Source organism: Flagellimonas spongiicola (assembly GCF_023502425.1).
GTDB classification, from domain to species: domain Bacteria; phylum Bacteroidota; class Bacteroidia; order Flavobacteriales; family Flavobacteriaceae; genus Flagellimonas; species Flagellimonas spongiicola.
The window spans coordinates 457,456-479,745 of the sequence record NZ_JAMFMA010000001.1 but is presented as its reverse complement, the minus strand read 5'-3'; the positions used below and the strand labels follow the sequence as shown (position 1 = coordinate 479,745).

The following is a 22,290-nucleotide window of genomic DNA, read 5'->3' as shown; positions in this document are numbered from 1 at the left end:
AAACTTGATATGAAAGCAGCGGTATACGAAAATTTCCAAGGAAAAATCCAAGTAATGGATGTACCTATTCCAAAGCCAATGTCTCATGGTGTACTGCTTAAAATAAAAGCTACAGGTATGTGTCTGAGTGATTGGCACGGATGGATAGGCCACGATCCAGATATCATATTACCACATGTGCCCGGTCACGAACTGGCTGGCGAAATTGTGGAAACCGGGAAGGACGTAATTAATTTCAAAGTAGGTGATCGCGTTACAGTACCTTTTGTGGGTGGCTGTGGAAGTTGCTACCAATGCCATTCCGGCAATCATCAAGTTTGCGATAACCAATCACAACCTGGTTTTACCCATTGGGGCTCGTTCGCAGAATATATGATCTTGAATCATGCAGATTTAAACTTGGTGAAGTTACCCGATGAAATCAATGATGAAACCGCAAGTATTTTAGGCTGCCGGTTTATTACATCATTTCGTGCCGTTGTGGAACAAGGGAATCTAAAAGGCGGGGAATTTGTAGCAGTCCATGGTTGTGGCGGAGTTGGTTTATCGGCTATTATGATAGCGCATGCTTCAGGCGCCCAAGTCATTGCCGTGGATATTAATGATGATGCGTTGGAACTTGCTGAAAATCTCGGTGCCGTTATCACGATTAATAGCTTAAGGTCATTAGACGTGGTTGATGAAGTCAAGGAATTTACAAAAGGAGGTGCACATCTTTCCATTGACGCCCTTGGCCACCAGCAAACCTGCTTCAACTCAATTGCTAACTTAAGGAAGAGGGGAAAACACATCCAGGTAGGTCTTATGACCGGGGATGATAAACATCCATCCATCCCTATGGATCAAGTAATTGCTGAAGAATTGGAAATCTTGGGAAGCCATGGTATGCAAGCTTTCAAGTATGGAGAAATGTTGAAAATGATACAATCGGGGAAATTGAGACCCGAATTACTTATAGAACGGACAATTTCCTTGGATCAATCCGTAGATCTGTTACCTAAAATGGATCAATTTAAAAACAGCGGAGTTACCATAATCAATTCGTTTTAATCTACGAATTGCATAATTCGTTAACTTCATGCCACTTAGAACTAGGGAAGGCCCTAAACCTTTGTGACAAAATTCATCAAATCAGTCTAATCAGAACATCATGAACAAAACAGCCACTTTTCTAAGGTTTACTGCTATATGCTCCTTTTTAGGCGCTTTGACAACGGCCTTACTGATATTTTTACCCCATCCTTCGGCTGTTGATTTTGAAACAAGTGTCTTGCTGTACGAAAACAAATTGTACCTCAGTAGACTTTGGATTTTGTTTATGCATCCCCAATTCAATTTTATTGCGGCTATTGGAATCGCGTATTTGTTCATTCGAAAATACCCTTTATGCATCAGTATCGGAACTTTGTTTTTATTCGTTTGGGCATATACCGAAATATCACAACAAGCTTTACTTATTGATTCTCTTAATCAAATATGGCGTCCAGGTTATGTAAACGCAGAAAATGAAATCGCCAAAGACATGTATTCAACCTTGATACATGCGGCCAATGGCATTTCAGACAGCAAGTACTTTCTGGTCATTTATGGTTTTGGTCTAGGAACCCTATTGTTTGGATTGGCCTTTGTTCAAGAAAGGAATTGGCCTAGATGGTTAGGTTTTGCCATGCTCTTCATTGGCATTTTGAGTCTATCTTCATTTTTGCGTTATTATCTGAATGTAAGTGCATTAAATGGAATTGTAAATTGGTGTTATGAATGGATCTATGGCTATCTTCAGCCCTTGGTTCGAATTGGACTTGGTATTTGGATTTTACATCAAATCAAACACAGCAACCCAAATCTTAACACTTCAAAAAAATGACTGGATTCTTAGGTAAATTATGGAACATACTTGGGATAACGTTATCTGCTTCGTCCATTGTGAGTTTGATCCAAATGGGCTTTGATATCCCACTGGCATTAAGTCCCGAAGCAATTCTTAATTTTTACAGGGAATTGATTCAACCGATCTTTCAATTGCTTTACAAACCGCTCACCTGGCTATTTAACGACCTAACAGTTCCTAATTGGTTAATGGATGCTCAAACATTATCCTTAGTAATAAGCGGAATTTACATAAGGGCCAAAAGTGTACAGCGGGTCGATGGGGAGCAGATTCATTATCAAAGCATGTTAAGTAAAATAGTTTCCATAGGCTTGTTGGGATTCACCTTATTTGGGCTTCTATTCCTTCCTTTTGTATTGATTTCAATGATCATGTTACCTGTGTACTATGTAAATCAATTACGCTGGAACAAACACTTGAAATGGTATCAGTTTCAGAACGTTCTAAAATCAGTTTATAGCGCATCGGGCAATGCAGGGGCATTGTTCAATACCTCAGCCATCTACGCTTATCTAAGCTTGTTTATCGTAGTATTGTTTTACTTGTGGAACTCTATAATCCCCTAAATATTGACCAAATGAGATCCCTCTTTTTAAGTTTTACCTGCTTGTTCTTAATTTTCTCCTGCGTTGAGAATAGTAGCTCTGCGTCAATGCACAAAGTGTTCTCGCATGAATTTATAAAACTTCGCAACTCGAGTGATTTTGACATAATCGATTTGGATTCCATAACCAATTACTCGGAGCTTCTAAAGAAAATGAATCTATTGAATTGTGAGGACAAGATTGTAGGAATTCAATTCAAATGGGAGAATACACAATATCATTTAATTGGCATTTCGGGTTGCCCAGCGCTAGGTGAAATTGCGTGTTACTTCAATCGTAATCATCTTTACATCAAAAACGATTCAATTTATTCTGGTTTTGGTAAAGAACGAACGCAGCAACCCATCGAAGATCTACACTTAGTTCTTGAATCCATTATGGAAACACCCTATAAATATCGCTACGATAGCCATAAACTCAATCAGGCTTTAATAAGTTTCCACGTAACGGATGACCAACCCGTTACTACAATATCACGTACCCTAAAAGAAATCGTTTCTGAGTTCTATCGCATCAATTTGACCAAAGGTGCGGGTTTTTTTGAGTATGATGTGTTGTTTGAGGATCATGATGTAAGTCTACTCCCGCCACCGCCACCACCACCGCTGCAAGGAGATGAGAATATATACACTCTGAATTAGGTGATTTAGATCTGTAAATCAAGCTGAAAATGAAGTAATCATAAATACAATTAGTTATTGCGTACACCGTAAAAGTGACTATGATAATGGTAGAAATTGGATTTACATCAAAAAAGAGACTGTTAATTTCATTTGTATGCCAACCGACAAGAATCGTTGATATATTCATCTTATGGAAAAACAGTTGTTTGCTTTAATCTTTGTTTGCTTAGGTCTCTATCAAACCAGAGCTCAAGAAGTACAAATTCAATACATGGCCAATCAAGGTGTATGGATAAAAAGTCAGGATAAACAAATCTTGATAGATGCCGTTTTTGACAAAGAATTTGAGTTTTTAGATGTATTGCCTAAAACGGAATTGGAATTGCTGGATGATGCAAAACCGAACTACAATGAGATTGATTTGATTCTAGCTACGCACTTGCATGGAGATCACTTCCATCCGATTTTAACTGGAAACCATCTAAGGGCCAACCCAAAAACTGAATTTTTCGGGCCTTTAGAGACCTTCTCGGTTTTTCAACAGAAATTTGAAGGTTTTCAGGAAATATCCAATAGGGTACATACTGATTCTTTACAACTCCATCAAACCTCCGCATACAGTTTAAACGAAATTAAAGTGGAAGCCTTCCGATTGGCACATTTTGGTACACATCCTTGGAACAAGGCGGAAAATTACGCCTATCTCATACATTTGAATGGAAAAAAAATATTACATGTTGGGGATTCCAACCTCAATATTGAGAATATTTCCAAACTAAATTTAGCGGAAAGAAAAATTGATGTTGCAATTCTACCTTATTGGCAAATAGGGTCCTCGGAACGGATGGACCTCATTGAAACGTATATTGGCGCCAAGCTGTTATTGATTGCGCATATACCTTTGGAAAACTTTGCAGATGCCCAACAGGATATAACGCAGTTGGGGTACCAAAATGCCAAAGCATTAACCCAGCAATTTGAGATTATTATCCTAGATTAACTCCACTTACCAAGTTTTAAAATAGGTTTCAATACCTGAATTGACACCAAATCAACGGGTTTGGATGCATTCTGATTTTACGCTAGCCTACATCTTTGTTAAGACTGTAAAATCCATTAACCAATGTTGAAATCAAGCATTCAAATAAACTTCTTAACACTTATGTTATTGGGGTTGGTTTTCAATTCCCAAGCTAATATCAATTCTGAACTCCACGTGTTTTATTACTCGACAGTGAAATTTGTGGAAACTCCATTATCTCCTATTGAGGGAAGTATTGCATTATCCAAAGCAGAAGCCATGACTCGAAATCATTATCGTTTTGCCTACAACCAATTGCATCAATTGGTTTCTGTGTCTTTCTTTAATGGAGATGTACCCCGAAACCCAAACCACACTGCCAACCTGTTCACCTTATCCCACCGTATGGAATTCAACTATACTTCGAATACGGAAACCATCACTTTTTTCAATACGGATGGCAATGCCATAGAGGTACTTGGTAATTGTGCCGAATTCGTCTATCGTTTAAATGATTTGGGTTATAGACATCGGCTATATTTCATGGATAAACACAAAAAACGTGTGGCCAATGGTTGGGGAATATATGAGTATAGGTGGGATTTTCAAGGAGACGGAAGCGTCATCGAAAATAGAGTAGACGAAACAGGGAAGCAAGTTAGCATCCGACCAAGTTTTGAGTTTTATCTGCTCAGACTTCGATTTAACCCATGGGGACATATTGCATTAATGCAAAATATTGATAGCGATGGCAATTTGCTCGAGAACAGCTCTGGAGCTTCACAAGACCGAATTACAACCAACACCCACGGTAACTTTTTGGAATGGAATGTTTTGGACAATAAGCACAATTTGGAACGCGGTAATGGACCAAATGTCGCCATTGGCAGGCAACACTTTGATGCGTATGGCTATGAAATTGAACTAGAGCACCAAGATGAAACAGGGAAAACAATAGCGAGCCATTATGGGATATTCCGTAGTCAAACAGAATTCGATAAATATGGGAACATCGAAAAACGAGCCTTTTACGATGTTAATAATAATCCTACCTATCACCTTAACGCTGGCTATCATCAACTCCAAATCAAGTGGGATAAGTTCGGTAATCAACGTGAATCCTTAAGCTACTTTGATAGCAATGGTAAAGCCTTTTCTCATGCGCTAAGAGGGTACCATGCTGCGCGCTATGCGTACGGCCAAAATGGAAGATTAATTAAAATCAGCTATCATTCGGAAACAGGAATATTGGTAAACAGAAAAGATAATGGTCGGGCGTATACCATTTTCACTTACAATAAGGTTGATGGCGCTAGAACTTCCCAACATTTCGATAAAAATGATAATCAACTATGAAGCTTTCTAATGCGATTACCTCATTACTATTGATACTATCTTGTGGTGTCCTTCCTGCCCAAAAAAAGGAAAAGACAGCCGTTCAAATCCAAGATTTGGTACAGCAATACTACCAAAACAAAAAATTCAATGGTTCAGTGCTAGTGGCAAAGGAAGGAAAGATAATTTATGCGGGGGGTTTTGGTTATGCCTCTACTACCAAAAATGAAAAAAACACTGGAAATACAAAGTTTCTTATCGGTTCTACCACTAAGTCATTTACTGCCACAGCGGTTTTACAATGTGTAGAACAAGGATTGTTAGATCTGCATGCACCTATCCAAAACTATTTACCCGAACTCAGCAATAAAGTTGGCTCGTTAACGCTGCATCATCTCATGAAAAATGCATCTGGGTTACCCGTCCATTTGAATCGAGTTACCCAATTGGAATATCGGGATATAACTAGTACCGAATTACTTGACATCTACTCCCAACTTGAATTATCGTTTACTCCTGGGAGTCGGTTTGAATACTCCAACTTGAACTACCAGCTTTGTGCATTAATTGTAGAGCGCATATCGCAACTTAGCTATAAACAGTATCTACAAAAATTCATCTTTAATCCATTACAAATGGACTCATCCGGGGTTCAACGTACAATGGATATAATTCCAGACAGGGCATTAGGGTATCAAGTTGAAAATCTAGGGTTGCTACCCGCACCAAAAAATTACTTGGCTTATGCTATGGGCGGCGGGGATATCTATTCGACAGTGTTGGATATATTAAAATGGGACCAATCCTTGTACGACGAAGACCTCCTCAACACAAAAAGTAAAGAGCTATTGTTTGATGGAAACCCAGAAAAATATGGCGGCTATGGTTATGGCTTTAAAGTCAAAGGCTATGCAAGGAAGCATAGTAAAATGGGAAAACTGGTGCGTCACGGTGGGTCGATGTACGGTTTTGTATGCAACATTCATCGGTATCTGGATGATAAAGTCACAATTATTATCCTAGGCAATATCCGGCCCTACCCTGTAATGGGGATTACCACCAAAATTGAAAAACTTCTGTTAACCAACAATTTTTTTGATTGAAAAATGACCTGGAATTCAGGTGAAACCTTAATAAAAAGTTAAGTCGCCTAAAGAATATACTGAGTTGAAAATAAAGTGCCTATTTTAGAATCGTTACATCAATCAAAATCAACATTATGATCAACTTAAAACAAATCGGCACTGCTACATTTTTATCCCTGACATTCTTGGTAACCACATTCGCCCAGGAAAATCAAGAATTGACACAAATCCTAAACAACCTACAAGTTGAACTTGTTCAACCAGGTACAATTTCCACTAATGGATTTGAATTTGGAACCTCCATCTCCCCTGATTCGAAGGAGCTTTTTTTTGTAAAAGGAATTTCAGGTTTTAGGCGAACTGTTTTGGTATATTCCACATGGCAAGATGGGTACTGGTCAAAGCCGAAAATAGCTCCATTTTCTGGCCAATATCGAGATGGCAACCCTTATCACGCCAAAGATGGAAAGGGACTTTATTTTACATCGAGTAGGCCTACATCTAACCCGGAACTGGGTGCCACAAACCTATGGTTTGTTGCACGAAACGACCAAGGTTGGTCGGAACCTGAATTGGTTAAAGGTGCCGTGAATGATAAACACGAAATCGTATATCCGACGGTTCAAGCAGATAAAACCATTCATTTTGTTTCTTGGTCTAGGCCGGGTTCCAAGGGCGGGGATATCTTTGTTTCAAAATATGAGAATGGCACCTACACTTCCCCAGAATTGGTTGATGAGCTTAATACACCCGCAAGTGACGCAGATCCAGAAATCAGTCCTGATGGTAATTATTTATACCTAACAAGTCAACGTGAAGGCGGTTTGGGTCACTATGATCTATACATTTTCAAAAAACAAAAAGATGGTAAATGGGGAAAGGGAATTAACCTCGGACCCAAAATCAATTCCAGAAACATGGACTCCGACCCGATTCTGTCCCCGGACGGACAAACGCTTTATTTTTCGAGTGATAAACTGGGTGAAATAGCAGCAGGACAGGATAAGTTCACCGAATATGACACCTTGGTGGAAAGTCTTGACCAAATACACAATGGCTTGATGAATATTTACAAGGTGGACTTAAGTTCGCTACTTTCTTATTTGGACAGAAGTTAGTTGCCTAATTAACATACCTTGCTGTTTTGCATGAAACTGATTTCCACAATTCGCTGAATCACTTATCTTTAAGAAGTTAACCAGTGATTGAACCTTAACACTAAAAAGAAGGCAATCCACAACATTTCTTCTCATGAGACGAATCATTTTTATGGCTGCACTTGTATTTCTTGCAGGGTGTAAACAGCGAACTAACGAAACTACAAATACAGAAAAGGCAGAAGCGCCAACCGAAAAAAAGAAACGTCCTGTAGCAATTGAAAATGGTAAGTTCTTTGAGCGGGAAGGCAAAAAAATGCTTTATGGAGGTGAAAGCGAAGACCAGCATTTTGATATTAGTGGGTATCTGCTAAAAGATGAGCAATTCCATTATGGAATCGGTAGAGAACGTTTTCCTGCTTTGCTGGAACCAGAATTCATTTCCGTTGATGAAGCAAACTTGATCTGGGCGGACAGCACCCGCTTTTTATTGGCTAAATCCGTTAATGAAATAAAGGCATATTCTGTGGAGGATTTAACTCGTCACGAAGTTGTAAATGATGTTTTGGATGGGAAACCCATTATGGCTGCTTATTGCATTTTAGCAGATTTAGGAGCAATCTATGAACGTACATACGGTACCACGGAATTGACTTTTGCGCTTAGCGGATACACTTATTATGATGAAGATGTTTGGGGTGGTTTAGATGGCTTCATTCTATGGGACAGAGAGACGGAAAGTCTGTGGTGGCCATTGATTGGCAAAGCAGTTTCCGGCCCGCTTCAGAACGTCAAACTGCTGGAAATGAACCAAACGAACTGGGAAGATACCACTTGGAAATCAATTCGTGAAAAATATCCAACTGCACAGGTACTAAAGTCAGGGCAAGATTTTGAACGACCTAAGACTTGGAGCAAAATCAATGATGTATCTGAAATCAGGTCTAAATACCTTCTAGCGCAATAATCTTTTAAGCAGAGTTATGGTATGGGAAAATTTCATACTTTTGAACTGAACGCACGTGCAGTCAGTAGTCAATTTTATGGATAAACGAGACCAACTTTTAGAAATAGCCACAACATTGTTTTCCGAACACGGATATGAAAACACGCCCTTATCCCTGGTTTGTGAGCATGCCAAGGTCTCGAAAGGATTGATTTCCCATCACTTCAAATCCAAAGATGGCTTGCTCAGGGAAATATTTTCCAAAACAACCGATCTTATTAAAGAGATAAATGCCATTGACAAGATCAACACTACTCCAAATCAACAGCTAACAGCCCTACTCGAATCGTTTTTTGAACAACTTAAGGTAGATCGTCTGTTCTTTCAGTTCAATATGAATGTCATTGTTCAACCAAAAACGCGTGAAATATTAAACGACCTGATTCAAGAGCGTTCGAGTTACATTCTCGAGAAAACCATGGAAATATTCCAACAATTGGACGCAAAAACGGCACTTGTGAAAAGTCATCTCTTCATAGCCGAATTGGATGGCATTGCTTTAAGTTATTTAGGAATTTATGATGATTTCCCTCTTGATCAGATAAAAGAGGAAGTGCTAAAAAAATATTCAAATCAATGATTTTTGAACCTACGGAAAAGACCGAAGCTATAGATCAATACAGGGCAGAATTTTATCGAACCATAAATGCCCCAGTAGATGCCATGTGGGAAATCCTATACATTGGAAACTCCCAACACTATTTGATCCAATGGAATGGAGCTGACATTGGTTATTGTTGCATCAATGAAAAACGTTGTTTAACACAGGTTTTTGTAGAAGCAAAATACAATCCAATAATGAATCAAGTCATTCAAGAATTGATTGCACAAAGTCGAATAACTTCAGCGAACCTCAGCTCTAAGGAAACCCTTGCCTTTAATGCATGTTTGCATCTTTCCACCAAGATAAAAGCCAATACGCTCTGTTTTGAGCATAACAACATTGAAGTTGAAGAAGACGAAACCTTGTTGTTGACGCAGGCAAAACCCAATGATATTCTGGCCATTCAGAACTTTCTGAAAGAACAGATCGGGTTTATAGATGATTTTGGCTATACTGAAAATCTTGTCAAACGCTCTGAATTGTATTTTTATAAAGATTCTGGTGAACTTGTTGCCACCAGTGAATGCAGACTAAGTGAAAGTCAACCTCAGTTCGCAGATTTAGGGATAATTGTAAATCGGGATCATCAGCGAAAAGGAATTGCAACCAAAGTAATGAGAAAACAGGCCAATCGGGTGATACGTATGGGCAGGAAACCTATTTGCTCTACAACTGTGGAAAATATTGCATCAAAAAAGGCTTTAGAAAAATCAGGATTTTATTGCTCCAATATCATTTTTGATATGCATTTTCAAAAATCAAAAGACCACTAATGACGATAGACAACTACTCAGAAAATAACAAGTCGGATTTTGAACGAATTTGGGTGGACTGGTTGTTGAATACTATGGGAATTGAGCCGCAGCAGGAAGATTTGGAAGATGTACAAAACCCCATTAAAAATTACATAAAGCAAGGTGGCATGGTATTTTACGCCAACAAAGGCAAATCCTGTCTGGGTGTTGTAGCAGTTAAGCGATTGAATGAATTGGAATATGAATTCTGCAAATTGGTTGTAACCAAAGAAGCCAGGGGTATGGGATTAGGTAAAATGCTCGTTCAAAAATGTCTCGATTATGTTATTGCAGTTGGAGGAACGGCCTTATACCTTCAAAGTTTCCATAAGCTTGAAATTGCAGTAATAATGTACCAAAAAATGGGTTTCCTGGATTGTCCAGCTCCAAAAGGCATGTTGGTTGTAGATCGCACCGAGATCATAATGAAAAAGGAACTTTAAAAGCAGGTAGTATGAAAAATGAGTTTAAAATCAACTTTTTAGATCACGTAGCAATACGGGTAAAAAGCCTTGAAACTTCGGCGGATTGGTATACCAAGGTTTTAGGTCTTAGGAAATACAAACTGGAAGCTTGGGGTGAGTTTCCTGTTTTCATGATGGCAGGAAAAGCAGGCGTTGCCTTATTTCCAGCCGATAGCGATGACCCGAAAATTCCTGCAACTTCCAGAAACGTCAAAATTGATCATTTTGCCTTCAACGTGAGTCAAGAAAACTTTGCAAATGCATTAAAAAAATACGAATCACTTGGGTTGGAATATACCGTTAAAGACCACACTTATTTTGATTCTGTATATACCCAAGATCCAGATGGCCATACGGTTGAATTGACTTCCATTAAAGTAAACGAAGATGACTTTTATAAATTAACTTAGCACCAATCAAACTGCAATAGAAATATAATCATTTTGAAGGTTTCAGATTTTCCAAAAATCAATTTCCACCCTATTCAACCTTCAGTTAAGGCCAGAAATCCAGAAATCTCTTATCAAGAATATCCCCCAGATAGCCAACTTGGCAATTTTATCCATTGTTTTTGGCAATTGAGGACTAAAAGCCCTTTAAAACAAGACTATAGTTATCGTGTTGTCTCGGACGGCTGTGTCGATATTTTTTTCAATCAGTTGATTCCATCTGAAAACTTTATAATGGGTTTTTGCCGAAAGTTCACTGCTTTTGACATAGGTTCGGAATTTAACTATATCGGAGTGCGGTTTCTTCCTGCCGCATTTCCTCTACTGTTTGGGTTCAATGCGAAGTCACTCACCAATCAGACACAGCATTTAAGTGTCATATTGCCCACCTTATCGGAATGGATAAGTAAAGAGTTGGCCGCATCCAATAGCGTTGAACATAGCATAAAAAAACTTCAGGATAAATTGCTTTTAATGGTGAAAGGCAAAACTCTCGATTATGATACTCGGTTTTTCAACGCCATGAATGAAATTATCAAACGTAATGGTGCTTTAGACACCACAAAAGAGCTGAACACTGGCTTAAGTGCTCGACAACTTAGAAGGGTTTTCAATTATTATATCGGTACCACACCCAAAGCTTTCAGTAATGTTGTGCGATTCCAATACATTCTTAATGCTAGTCCTTCTGCACAGAATAATGACAACAAAATCTACTACGACGTTGGATTTTTTGACCAGGCACATTACATCAAATCCTTTAAGCAATTTTACGGCATAACCCCTAGCAAGGCCTTTAGTTGAAACATGTCCGTTTTTTACAATCCTAACCTCCAAAGTGATGCGAATTTTGTTTCCATAAACAACACTTATGAAAACATGTTTAACCATTGCATTTATGACCCTATCGATCGTCTTAAATGCTCAGAATTCGAATCAAATGAAACTAAATGCTGGAATAATAACGGATAAAATAGAGGAGACCAAATCGTTTTATACGAATGTTTTGGATTTCGGGATAAGTTTTGAGAATGATTTTTACCTATTAATGCATACCAAAGACAAATCTGCCCAGCTAAGTTTCTTAAAACCCAACCACCCAAGTCAGAAACCCATTTTCCAAACCGCATTTTCAGGCAAAGGGGTGTATTTAACGATTGAAGTCGCGAATGTTGATGTGCTTTACCAAAAAATCAAAGGAAAGCAAATTCCAATCGCAATCGAACTAAGGGACGAACCTTGGGGCGATCGTCATTTTACCATTGTAGATCCAAACGGAATAGGCATAGACATTGTAACCTACACGAAACCTGAGGAATAATACTGGATTAATCTATTTAGAAAACTAAAGCGATCAAGGTACTTTCTTGGTCGCTTTTTGCTTTTATTCTGTATCTTCAGAGCAAAATCAACCATGGCCAACCCTCTACGCTGTTTAGGATGGGGTAAGCATTTCTCAAAATTCTACCTTCTTCCACTACTCCTGTTTATCGCCTGCAAAGGTCAAACGGACACTTCTAAGTATGCAAATGAGGACGTCTATGTAATTTCTAGAGAGGATTATGCCAATAAACTTCATGGATTTTGGTTAGGTCAGTGTATTGCCAATTGGACAGGATTGGTTACTGAAATGGACAAAATTGGCAATATCGGAGCGATTAAAACCGGAGCGTTTTATATCCGAGATGACTGGGGCAAACCCGATTTACCCAATATTTGGTCTGGTGATAAAATCAGTGACATATCCCCAACCATTGATTTTGTATTTAGAGATAGTTCGGATGTCTGGGGCGCAGATGATGACACAGATATCGAATATATGTATCAGCACCTGATGGCTGCTTCTCCGAACACAATACTAACCCCAGAAGAGATTCGAAATGGGTGGTTAAAACACATAATACCAGAGGAAGAAAACTACCTTTGGGTTTCCAATCAAAGAACTTACGACTTAATGCAAGCTGGAATGCTACCTCCGTTAACAGGTGATCCAACCAACAATGCGCATTTTGATATGATAGACGCTCAATTGACGACTGAAATTTTTGGGCTTTTTGCACCCTCACAACCTGCCTTTGCGCTTAAGTTGGCAGATTTACCCATTCAAACAACAGCGAGGGGTACCGCACAGCATATTTCAAATTTTTACGTTGTAATGCACGCGTTGGCACCCATTAGCACTGAAAAAGCAAGCAATCCGAAAGCACAACTGTTTTGGATGGCGGAAGAAGCTAGAAAAGTTCTCCCGGATACTACGTATGCAGCTCATATGTATGACTACACAAAGAACCTGTACAATTCAGGGATACCATGGGAACAAACTAGGGATTCCATCTATGTGCGTTACCAAATACAACAAAAAGATGGCTATGAAATCACCGGGCAAAACTTGCATTGCAATGGTTGTTTTGCCGCGGGAATAAATTTTGCTGCTAGTTTGGTAAGTCTTTTCTATGGAGAAGGAGATATAAAAGAAACCATCAAAATAGGTTCATTAACAGGTTGGGATTCGGATAATCCCACGGCAACTTGGGGAGGATTATTGGGTTTTATGATGGGCAAAAACGGTGTTGAAACAGCATTTGGAAGAACATTTTCCAACCGTTATAACATTCATCGTACCAGGCAAAACTTCCCTAATAACGGCATGGATACTTTTGAGAACATGTCAGCAGTAGGTATTTCTATAATTGATCGTATTGTTGAAAAGGAACTGGGTGGCACCGTTGACCTGGAGAAGAACATTTGGGTCATTCCAAAAACCAAACTAAATTAAACACACGTTAGCAACCGAATGATTCAAATAACAGCGGTAAAACAAGATTCCGATATCGAGCTGATTGCACAATTGGCAAAAGAGATATGGACGCATCATTATACACCCATCATCGGAATAGATCAAGTCAATTATATGTTGGAGAAATTTCAATCTGAAAGTTCCATAAAATCACAACTAGCCAATGGTTATGAATACCACCTTTTGAAATTTGATGATAGACCCGCAGGATATATTGCGTTTTGTTATAAAGACGGACATTTGTTTCTAAGCAAGATTTATGTACACGCGAATTTCAGAGGTAAAGGAATAGGTAAGGCAGCCATGTGTTTTATGGAAAATGAAGCGCAGCTTAATGGTTTTTCCAAAATAAGATTAACAGTAAACAAGTATAACAGCAATTCCATTTTGGCTTATGAAAAAATGGGTTTTGAAACTATAACTGCCATAATACAGGATATAGGCAATGGATACGTAATGGACGATTATGTCCTGGAAAAAAAATTGAACTAGTAAGCAGATAATCTTTAACATCTAAAAAACGCCAAAACCAATTAAATGAAATACATAAGCCTTAACTCGTTCAAAACACTCGGATGTTTACTTTGTATTATTCTAACCGCATCCAGCAGCCTATATGCACAAAATGAAAACCCACCAAATGTCGTATTGGTATTTGTGGATGATCTGGGTTATGGGGATTTAAGCTGTTATGGTCACCCCAATATCATAACAAAACATATAGATCAAATGGCCAATGAGGGAATTCGATTTACTTCCTTTTATGCGGCAGCATCTGTTTGCACACCTTCAAGGGCTGCACTTTTAACCGGACGCTATCCCATTAGGAATGCCCCATTCAATTTTGGTCCAGAATCCAAAAATGGACTAGACCCAAGTGAAATAACTCTAGCAGAATTGTTGAAAGATCAAGGGTATTCTACCATGGCAATTGGCAAATGGCATTTAGGCCATCGCGCAGCCTACTTACCAACCGCACAAGGGTTTGATTCCTTTTATGGTTTGCCGTATAGCAATGATATGATTTTACCTTGGTGCCCGTGGCTCACTGAAGCCGACAAACTCTTTATGTATGAAGACACTAAACCAACTGTGGAAGTAGGTTTCATGCAGGAAAATTTAACTGTTGATTATACCCAAAAAGCAGTTGATTTCATTAAAAACAGAACGGAAAAACCATTTTTTCTATATCTAGCACATAATATGCCGCACCTCCCAATAAGTGCCGCACCGCCTTTTTTAGGCAAATCCAAAGGTGGTCTTTATGGTGATGTTGTTGAAACCTTGGATTGGAGTATTGGTCAAATACTGAAAACCTTAAAAGATGAAGGTATTGATGAGCAAACTATGGTTGTTTTCACAAGTGACAATGGTCCTTGGCAGAATTTACCGGAACGTATGCTGCAACGAGGCGTAGAAGAAACCCATGCTGGAACGGCAGGATTACTTAGAGGATCGAAGTCCACCACCTATGAAGGAGGGTTTCGGGTACCTGCAGTAATAAGATGGCCCAATAAAATACCCTCCGGGATTGTCTCAAGAGATGTTGTCACCACCATGGATTTGTTTGCCACAATTTCCAAAACAACTGGTGCAACCTTACCCATGGATAGGCCAATTGATGGGAAAGACATATCCGCGATACTACATGGAAATGAAGAACCGAGGGCAGCGCCATTTTTTTATTGCAAAGAAGCTACATTACAAGCGGTACGCAAGGGCGATTGGAAATTGCGGTATACCGAGGAATCGGGCATGCAGCTTTTTAATCTACAATTGGACCCCAGTGAAGCGTTTAATGTTGCTGAAGCTAATCCAGAGATTTCCCAAGAACTGCTTAGCGACCTAAAATCTTTCGCAAGACAAACCAACGCCAAAATGGAAAACCCAAAGTGATTATTGTACAGGATTGTTCTCCATGAATTGTTGGAACCTGCCAGGTGTCAAAACTTCCCAAATGGAAGCCACTGTCCAACCTACAGACATATGGGAGTTTAAATAGCCTTTACCATTGGCACCATAATCCCAAACCGTATGTTGGATAATTTCAGGCATATATCCTATTTTGCCCACACCAACCATATGATTTTCGTAGGGTAGCATCTGATCTTTAATAGACGAAGTAATGACTTGTGCCATCTTAGCAAATCGAGGTTCACTGTTTTCTTTGGCCAACCATTCCAAAACATGTGGAAAGTCGAAAGCCCAAACATCAATATGGTTGTTTTCTGTGCTTACGTTACCCCAGCCTCTAGTTTTAAGTCCAGTTTCTCCCAAAAGACTGTCCTCGGCAAAAGGAACATCATAGAGATAATACCAACTCAACCCAAAATATGCCGCTTGCGTAGCCAATTTAACATACTGCTTTCGTTCTTCACCAGTTGTTGATGAAGCGAGATGATAATAAGAGACGGCAGCGATAGCAGCGGCCTCTTTATCCTCACAATTGGCATCCAAGGTGGAAGAAAAATAATCCGCTTTATCAATGATGTTTTCTTCTGTGTAGCGTCCCGCATTCTTGGCAACTTTCAAGAAAGCAGTATTCTTAAAATATCGCGATGCCATTATCATGGGAGTAATGATGCTTTGCGTACTTCCTCTGGATTCGTCTAAAACATTGAATTGAGCATCAAATTTTCTTGGAAATCCACCTTCGCTGTCTTGTAAGTCCGCAAGAGCAGTCAATAAATCAACCACAATGCGCTCCACTTTTGGATGATTCACGCCTTGACGCCGGTCAAAATCAAGTAAGAACAGCAGATTTTTTAGACCTTCACTTTGCTTGCGCAAAGTGTAAACATCTTCTTTGTTCGCCCCATATACCAATTCCCGAATAAGCCCATTCGCTGTAAATCCATGTTTATAATACGAGTCCAAAACACGACGTGCCAATTCTATATGTTCTTCATTATCAATTTTATGGCCATATTCCAACAGATTGTACACGTTGGCAAAGATTTTACCACAAAAACCAATGGATAATACCCCTGTGTTGTCGCAGGTTTCGGTATTGAACCATAATCCCGCAAATCCCTTCAGGTTTTTTGTTTCAGCATAACTTTCATAGAAGTAATTGGCTAAAATCTCTTTGATTTCGGAATCTGATTTTCTTGGCTGAACTGGTTCTGGGTTATAAGCCTCATATGCTTTTTCCCAAGTCTGGTTCACCAATTCAGAGAAATTTTCTGCATTTCCATGACTAATTACCCAGCTCAAAGTAAGTGTCTCTCCCTTTTTCAGTGGATAAAAAGCTTTCCAACTTGGGTTTAAGGTCAACTTAGACTGATACGATTTAGGGCTTTCGTTAAAAGGAAAACTTGCATTTAGTTGAATTTGATTTTCATCTATTCTTCCAATACCTAGACTTCCTATATCTGTTTTGTTTATTACTTTTCCCGCTGTGGAATCAGGCTTTGACTCCAGTAACAAGCTATCTGCGCGCTCCAACTTTACCCACTGCTCTAAATTAGGGTCAAATCCTACAGCAAGGGGTGCACTCATGCGATCTTCCCTAAAAGACCAGAAGTCAGCCGTTTTAAAAGAGGGTGCATTTTCAGGAGATCTCATATTGCGTTTATACCAAAAGCCGGGTAATAGAAATTCCGCAGCATCAAATAAGGCGTTGTTAACCTTCCATGACTTCTTCAAATTTATAGCTACTTCCTCATTGGCCTTAATCGTATAGACATAAAGCCAAGTACTATCTTCCTGCCTTATCAATTGCCGATTAACGCTGACCTTTGAATTCGGATTCGTCTCTGCATATTCCGCATATATTGGTTTTTCCTTGCTATCCTCTAATATACTGATCTCTAAGGGCAACTCATTTATAAAACCGGGAAGTGCTGGTTGGTCATCTATGCAGCTGGAGGAACATAGCAGAATCAGTGTAAAACCAAATAGAAAAATGCGGTTTTTCATAAAATCAATGTTTGAACTAACAAGAAATCAAATTAATAAGATATGGGCCTCTTAAAATCGACCGAGGATATTTCTCAGTCGATAAATACCTAAGGCAAAACAGATACAATTATCCCAAACCTTTCTAAATCCTTGAATGTACTTTTGTCAAAAGTCCTACTTTTGGACAAAATTTTAGGGTATTGAAACCATTTCTAGTTTTAGTATTGTGTTTGTTGGCCATCCCCATGTTGGCACAGGAAGAAACCGAACCAGGTGAAGGAAGACAAATCAATATTGTTTACGGAGCCAATTTCACGCAGGATCAGGAACAATTTCCAGGTGCATCCATATTTAGCAAGGATGATGAAAGGCAAGTTCAGTTTGAACATCAAGGTGCAGATTTATGGTGTGATATCGCCATTTTTTATACCCAAGAAAATCGGTTGAAAGCAATCGGAAATATCCGCCTGCAACAGGGAGATTCCATTGAAATGAACAGTGGTAAAATGGATTACGATGGAAATACCAAATTGGCCAAGGCATGGGAAAACGTAGATCTTACCGATGGCAAAATGACCCTGACTACCGATACGCTCTATTTTGACAGGGAAAACCAACTCTCTTATTACCGCTCTGGAGGAAAAGTGATTGATTCCGCCAATGTACTCACCAGTAAAATAGGTAACTACTTCATGGAATTGAAAAAAGTACAATTCCGAGAAAACGTCCATATTGACAATCCCGAGTACATAATTGACTCTGAGCAGCTGGATTATTATAGATTATCCAAGAATGCTTATATGTATGGCCCCTCTACAATAACAGGTGAAGAATATAAAATATACTGTGAAAGAGGCTTTTATGATACAACAATTGAGCAAGGCTATGGGGTAAAAAATACACGAATCGATTACAGTAATCGGATTATTGAAGGGGACAGTGTTTATTTCGATAAGGCCACGTCCTTCGCCTCGGCCACAAACAATATCACAGTGACGGATACGATCAACAATGGGGTCATCAGGGCACATTATGCTGAAGTATTCAAGGAAAAGGATTCTGTTTTCGCCACCAAACGAGCAGTTGCCATAAACTTAGTGCAACAAGATTCGCTCTTTATTCATGGGGACACCTTAATGATTACAGGGCCAGAGGAGGACCGGATTTTAAGGGCATTTAGAAACGCCAAATTCTACAAAACGGATTTAAGCGGTAAATGTGATTCCATTCATTCCGAGGAGAAAACAGGAATCACCCAATTGATCACCAATCCCATCCTATGGAACTTGGACAACCAGATAACAGGCGATAGCATTCATTTGATCTCAGACTTGGAGACGGAAAAGTTGGATTCGTTAAAAGTTTTGGATAATGCATTTATTATTTCAAAAGACACCATTGGTCAAAAAGGATATAATCAAGCCAAGGGAAAGGACCTCTTTGGAAAATTCATTGAGAATGAGTTGAAAATCATTGATTTGATCAAAAACACAGAAGTAATTTACTACATGTACAATGATGACGATGAGCTGGTTGGAATCAATAAGACCATTTGTAGCAAGATTCGGTTGATCATGGAGAACAGTGATATCGATGACATTACATTTTTTGTAAATCCAGATGGGGATATATTTCCAGAGGCCGATTTCCCTGTTGAAAGTAGAAAATTAAAGGGCTTTGTCTGGCGTGGAGAAGAACGTATTCTGTCCAAGGAGGACATTTTTGATGAGGATGATAATACAATTGAATTGGTCAAGATACGAGGTATTGACAACCCTGTGGACATTGACACGGAAGAACAGGAACGAAGTGGCAATTTACCTATCGATAATTCTCAAAAGCCAAACTCTAGCGGACTGAAACCAGAACCGACTACCGTACCTAAATCAGGAAATTGATTTACCAGTTACAGATTAATCCACTGCAAACGATTTGAAAGAAGATTTTCTCAAATATCAAGCACAGACCACACCACATCCATTGGGCTTGGAAGTGTCGCATGCAAAGGGGAGCTATATCTATGACATTGATGGTAATGCGCATTTGGATTTTGTGGCTGGAGTATCTGCCTGTAGTTTAGGTCATGGTCATCCAAAAGTAACCCAGGCCATTAAAGCGCAAGTTGAAAAGTACATGCATGTAATGGTTTACGGTGAGTATGTGCAAGGTCCAGCTGTGGAATATACCAAACTTCTGGCGCGTCTTTTACCAGACCACTTGAATTGCACTTATTTGGTCAACTCGGGTACAGAAGCTATCGAGGGAGCTATTAAACTGGCAAGGCGCTACACGGGTCGTTCTCAAGTAATTTCCGCTAAAAATGCGTATCACGGAAACACCATGGGTAGCCTTAGTCTAATGGGCTATGAAGAACGTAAAAGCGCATTTAGACCTTTGATACCAGATGTTGCTTTTGTTCAATTCAATGCAAAAGACCAATTGAATGGTATTACAGAGAAAACTGCTGCCGTAGTTTTGGAAACCATACAAGGCGGTGCAGGATTCATACTACCAACTGATGGATATCTTACTGAGGTTAGAAAACGATGTGATGACGTTGGCGCCCTGTTGATATTGGATGAAATACAACCAGGCTTTGGTAGAACTGGTAAATTATTTGCCTTTGAGCACTACGGCATTACCCCTGATATTTTGGTTATCGGTAAAGGAATGGCAGCAGGATTGCCAGTTGGCGCATTTGTATCCTCTCAGGCGATTATGAAAACACTTCAGGAACATCCAAAATTAGGGCATATCACCACCTTTGGAGGTAATCCTGTCATTGCTGCTGCCAGCTTGGCAACCTTAAAGGAAATTACTGAAAGCCAAATCATTACACAGACACTTGAGAAAGAAAAACTCATTCGGGCGTGTTTGGTACATCCTTTGATTAAAGAAATAAGGGGCAAAGGTTTAATGCTTGCCTTGCTATTAGAAAAAAAAGAAATTGCTGATTATTTAGTGCTTACGGCAGCCCAAAAAAGATTGATACTATTTTGGTTGTTGTTTGAACCCAGAGCGGTTCGCATCTCTCCTCCATTAACGATTTCAGAACAGGAAATCCGACAAGGTTGTGATCAAATCATCAGTATTTTAAATGCATTTAAGCCTACTGCTGTTAACTAATTTGTTGATAACATACCCCAAAATCGGACTTTTTGATAGTCGCAAACGGCTAATTTTAAGTCCATAGTTAAACCAAACACCTTACTATGGCGTTAGATTCTAACGAATTTCCGGATAAATCCATCAGCAAATTTGAGTCCATGCTCAAAACGGATGATGTGTATTTTTTTGACGCGGAGGACTTCGAGGAAATCATTCACCATTACTTGAACAACGGCAAAATCTCCTTGGGAAAAAAGGCCATCCAAATAGGATTGGAACAGCATCCCAACTCTTCAGAATTAAAACTCCTTCATGTGGAGGTATTGGTTTTTGAGGATAAATATGAAGTTGCTGAACAGTTACTGGATGAACTTCAAAATATCGATAGCCATAACGAGGAAATATACATCCAACGGGCCAATATACAATCCAAACAAGACAATCATCAAGAGGCCGTAAACCTGTTATTGGAAGCATTGAATCTAGCAGACAATAGTTTAGACATTCATTCCTTGTTGGGTATGGAGTATCTTTTTATGGATGATTACGAAAAAGCTAAGCGAAGCTTCATGAAGTGTGTGGAATTTGATAATTCAGATTATGCATCACTATACAACGTAGTCTACTGTTTTGAATTCTTGGAGGATTTTGATGGGGCTATCCATTTCTTGAATGAATATTTGGAGCGCAATCCGTATTGTGAGGTTGCTTGGCATCAATTGGGTAAAATATACTACAGTAAAAAGATGTATACAGAAGCCCTTGCATCATTTGACTTTGCGATTATTTCCGATGATTCTTTTATTGGAGCCTATTTTGAAAAGGCAAAGGTCTTGGAGAAATTGGGTCGCTATAATGAGGCCATTGAAAATTACGAAACCACAATCTCCATTGAGGACCCGACATCACATGCCTATCTCCGAATAGGAAGGTGTCATGAAAAACTAGGGAATAACGACTTGGCCAAATATTATTATTACAACACGGTACATGAAGACCCGCTATTGGATAAAGGGTGGCTGGCCATTACGGATTTCCATTATAAGTTACAGAACTATGAAAAGGCATTGTATTACATCAACAAGGCTATAAACATAGACGGTGAAAACCCCATTTACTGGAAACGAAGTGCTAAAATCTATTTAGCGCTCAAAAATTTTGATGAAGCGGATTTCTCCTATAAACAAGCCGTGGATTTAGGTAATTACGAATTGGATACTTGGATGAATTGGGCAGACGTTCTTCTAAAACTGAACGACTTTGCATCCACAATTCAAGTCCTGGTGCAAGGCATGGAGTTTTACCCTGAACATGCAGAAATGGCCTATAAACTTGCCGGAGCTTATCTAAAAAATGGAGAACTCTTAAATGCAAAGGAAAAACTGGCACAAGCCATGCACTTGGATATCGATAAACTCGCCATGTTTCAAAAAGAATTTCCAGAATTCCAAAAAATGGTTTGGTTGCGAAATTTCGTTTCCGAAATAAAAAAAACATCTACATAACAAGGC

General features: G+C 39.2%; 22 protein-coding genes. 21 read left to right on the top strand and 1 reads right to left on the bottom strand.

All coding sequences use genetic code 11. The features are described from left to right. Nucleotides 1-9: 9 nt before the first annotated feature. The 18 genes from M3P19_RS02350 to M3P19_RS02265 all read left to right on the top strand — a co-directional run bounded on the left by M3P19_RS02350 (nucleotide 10) and on the right by M3P19_RS02265 (nucleotide 15,664). Entirely contained in the window at nucleotides 10-1,050 is a 1,041-nt protein-coding gene (locus M3P19_RS02350) for a zinc-dependent alcohol dehydrogenase family protein (protein WP_249656010.1), read from the top strand. A gap of 100 nt (nucleotides 1,051-1,150) precedes the next feature. Further along, complete coding sequence (locus tag M3P19_RS02345) at nucleotides 1,151-1,864, top strand: hypothetical protein (RefSeq protein WP_249656009.1); 714 nt, start codon at nucleotides 1,151-1,153, stop codon at nucleotides 1,862-1,864. Next, entirely contained in the window at nucleotides 1,861-2,454 is a 594-nt protein-coding gene (locus M3P19_RS02340; RefSeq protein ID WP_249656008.1) for a hypothetical protein, read from the top strand. The genes M3P19_RS02345 and M3P19_RS02340 overlap by 4 nt, the downstream gene beginning before the upstream one ends. 11 nt (nucleotides 2,455-2,465) lie before the next feature. After that, nucleotides 2,466-3,134, top strand: a complete 669-nt coding sequence (locus M3P19_RS02335) for a hypothetical protein (RefSeq protein WP_249656007.1) — start codon at nucleotides 2,466-2,468, stop codon at nucleotides 3,132-3,134. Between the two features lie 172 nt (nucleotides 3,135-3,306). After that, the gene (locus tag M3P19_RS02330; RefSeq protein WP_249656006.1) at nucleotides 3,307-4,116 is read left to right on the top strand and encodes an MBL fold metallo-hydrolase; all 810 of its coding nucleotides are present in this window, start codon (nucleotides 3,307-3,309) and stop codon (nucleotides 4,114-4,116) included. A 123-nt stretch (nucleotides 4,117-4,239) separates the two neighbouring features. Next, on the top strand, nucleotides 4,240-5,493 hold the full coding sequence (locus M3P19_RS02325; protein WP_249656005.1) for a hypothetical protein: 1,254 nt from the start codon (nucleotides 4,240-4,242) through the stop codon (nucleotides 5,491-5,493). Beyond that, nucleotides 5,490-6,575 (top strand): serine hydrolase domain-containing protein, encoded by a 1,086-nt coding sequence (locus M3P19_RS02320; RefSeq protein ID WP_249656004.1) that lies wholly within the window; start codon nucleotides 5,490-5,492, stop codon nucleotides 6,573-6,575. Before M3P19_RS02325 ends, M3P19_RS02320 begins: the two co-directional genes overlap by 4 nt. Before the next feature lie 116 nt (nucleotides 6,576-6,691). After that, nucleotides 6,692-7,675 carry a TolB family protein gene (locus M3P19_RS02315; protein WP_249656003.1) on the top strand — a complete coding sequence of 328 codons (984 nt, stop codon included), beginning with the start codon at nucleotides 6,692-6,694 and terminating at the stop codon, nucleotides 7,673-7,675. Nucleotides 7,676-7,808: 133 nt separating this feature from the next. After that, complete coding sequence (locus M3P19_RS02310) at nucleotides 7,809-8,621, top strand: DUF3179 domain-containing (seleno)protein (RefSeq protein ID WP_249656002.1); 813 nt, start codon at nucleotides 7,809-7,811, stop codon at nucleotides 8,619-8,621. A 76-nt stretch (nucleotides 8,622-8,697) separates the two neighbouring features. Beyond that, a complete protein-coding gene (locus M3P19_RS02305) occupies nucleotides 8,698-9,240 on the top strand; it encodes a TetR/AcrR family transcriptional regulator (RefSeq protein ID WP_249656001.1) in 543 nt (180 codons plus the stop codon). Continuing rightward, nucleotides 9,237-10,037 (top strand): GNAT family N-acetyltransferase, encoded by an 801-nt coding sequence (locus M3P19_RS02300; RefSeq protein ID WP_249656000.1) that lies wholly within the window; start codon nucleotides 9,237-9,239, stop codon nucleotides 10,035-10,037. Before M3P19_RS02305 ends, M3P19_RS02300 begins: the two co-directional genes overlap by 4 nt. Next, the gene (locus M3P19_RS02295) at nucleotides 10,037-10,501 is read left to right on the top strand and encodes a GNAT family N-acetyltransferase (protein WP_249655999.1); all 465 of its coding nucleotides are present in this window, start codon (nucleotides 10,037-10,039) and stop codon (nucleotides 10,499-10,501) included. Before M3P19_RS02300 ends, M3P19_RS02295 begins: the two co-directional genes overlap by 1 nt. Before the next feature lie 11 nt (nucleotides 10,502-10,512). Next, on the top strand, nucleotides 10,513-10,932 hold the full coding sequence (locus tag M3P19_RS02290) for a VOC family protein (RefSeq protein ID WP_249655998.1): 420 nt from the start codon (nucleotides 10,513-10,515) through the stop codon (nucleotides 10,930-10,932). 33 nt (nucleotides 10,933-10,965) lie between these two features. After that, the gene (locus M3P19_RS02285; RefSeq protein WP_249655997.1) at nucleotides 10,966-11,775 is read left to right on the top strand and encodes an AraC family transcriptional regulator; all 810 of its coding nucleotides are present in this window, start codon (nucleotides 10,966-10,968) and stop codon (nucleotides 11,773-11,775) included. 136 nt (nucleotides 11,776-11,911) lie between these two features. After that, on the top strand, nucleotides 11,912-12,292 hold the full coding sequence (locus M3P19_RS02280) for a VOC family protein (RefSeq protein WP_249656796.1): 381 nt from the start codon (nucleotides 11,912-11,914) through the stop codon (nucleotides 12,290-12,292). Nucleotides 12,293-12,385: 93 nt separating this feature from the next. Next, the gene (locus tag M3P19_RS02275; RefSeq protein WP_249655996.1) at nucleotides 12,386-13,747 is read left to right on the top strand and encodes an ADP-ribosylglycohydrolase family protein; all 1,362 of its coding nucleotides are present in this window, start codon (nucleotides 12,386-12,388) and stop codon (nucleotides 13,745-13,747) included. A gap of 18 nt (nucleotides 13,748-13,765) precedes the next feature. Next, a complete protein-coding gene (locus M3P19_RS02270) occupies nucleotides 13,766-14,260 on the top strand; it encodes a GNAT family N-acetyltransferase (RefSeq protein WP_249655995.1) in 495 nt (164 codons plus the stop codon). 45 nt (nucleotides 14,261-14,305) lie between these two features. Further along, nucleotides 14,306-15,664 carry a sulfatase family protein gene (locus M3P19_RS02265; protein ID WP_249655994.1) on the top strand — a complete coding sequence of 453 codons (1,359 nt, stop codon included), beginning with the start codon at nucleotides 14,306-14,308 and terminating at the stop codon, nucleotides 15,662-15,664. Here M3P19_RS02265 and M3P19_RS02260 read toward each other — a convergent pair whose 3' ends face one another. Continuing rightward, complete coding sequence (locus M3P19_RS02260; protein WP_249655993.1) at nucleotides 15,665-17,689, bottom strand: hypothetical protein; 2,025 nt, start codon at nucleotides 17,687-17,689, stop codon at nucleotides 15,665-15,667. Nucleotides 17,690-17,916: 227 nt separating this feature from the next. Between M3P19_RS02260 and M3P19_RS02255 the strand changes: the two genes are divergently transcribed. From M3P19_RS02255 to M3P19_RS02245, 3 genes are all read left to right on the top strand, one after another. Continuing rightward, nucleotides 17,917-19,569 carry an OstA-like protein gene (locus M3P19_RS02255; protein ID WP_249656795.1) on the top strand — a complete coding sequence of 551 codons (1,653 nt, stop codon included), beginning with the start codon at nucleotides 17,917-17,919 and terminating at the stop codon, nucleotides 19,567-19,569. Nucleotides 19,570-19,603: 34 nt separating this feature from the next. Further along, nucleotides 19,604-20,797: an aspartate aminotransferase family protein gene (locus M3P19_RS02250; protein WP_249655992.1), complete on the top strand. Its 1,194-nt coding sequence runs from the start codon at nucleotides 19,604-19,606 to the stop codon at nucleotides 20,795-20,797. 86 nt (nucleotides 20,798-20,883) lie between these two features. Beyond that, nucleotides 20,884-22,284: a tetratricopeptide repeat protein gene (locus tag M3P19_RS02245; protein ID WP_249655991.1), complete on the top strand. Its 1,401-nt coding sequence runs from the start codon at nucleotides 20,884-20,886 to the stop codon at nucleotides 22,282-22,284. The last annotated feature ends 6 nt before the right edge of the window (nucleotides 22,285-22,290 follow it).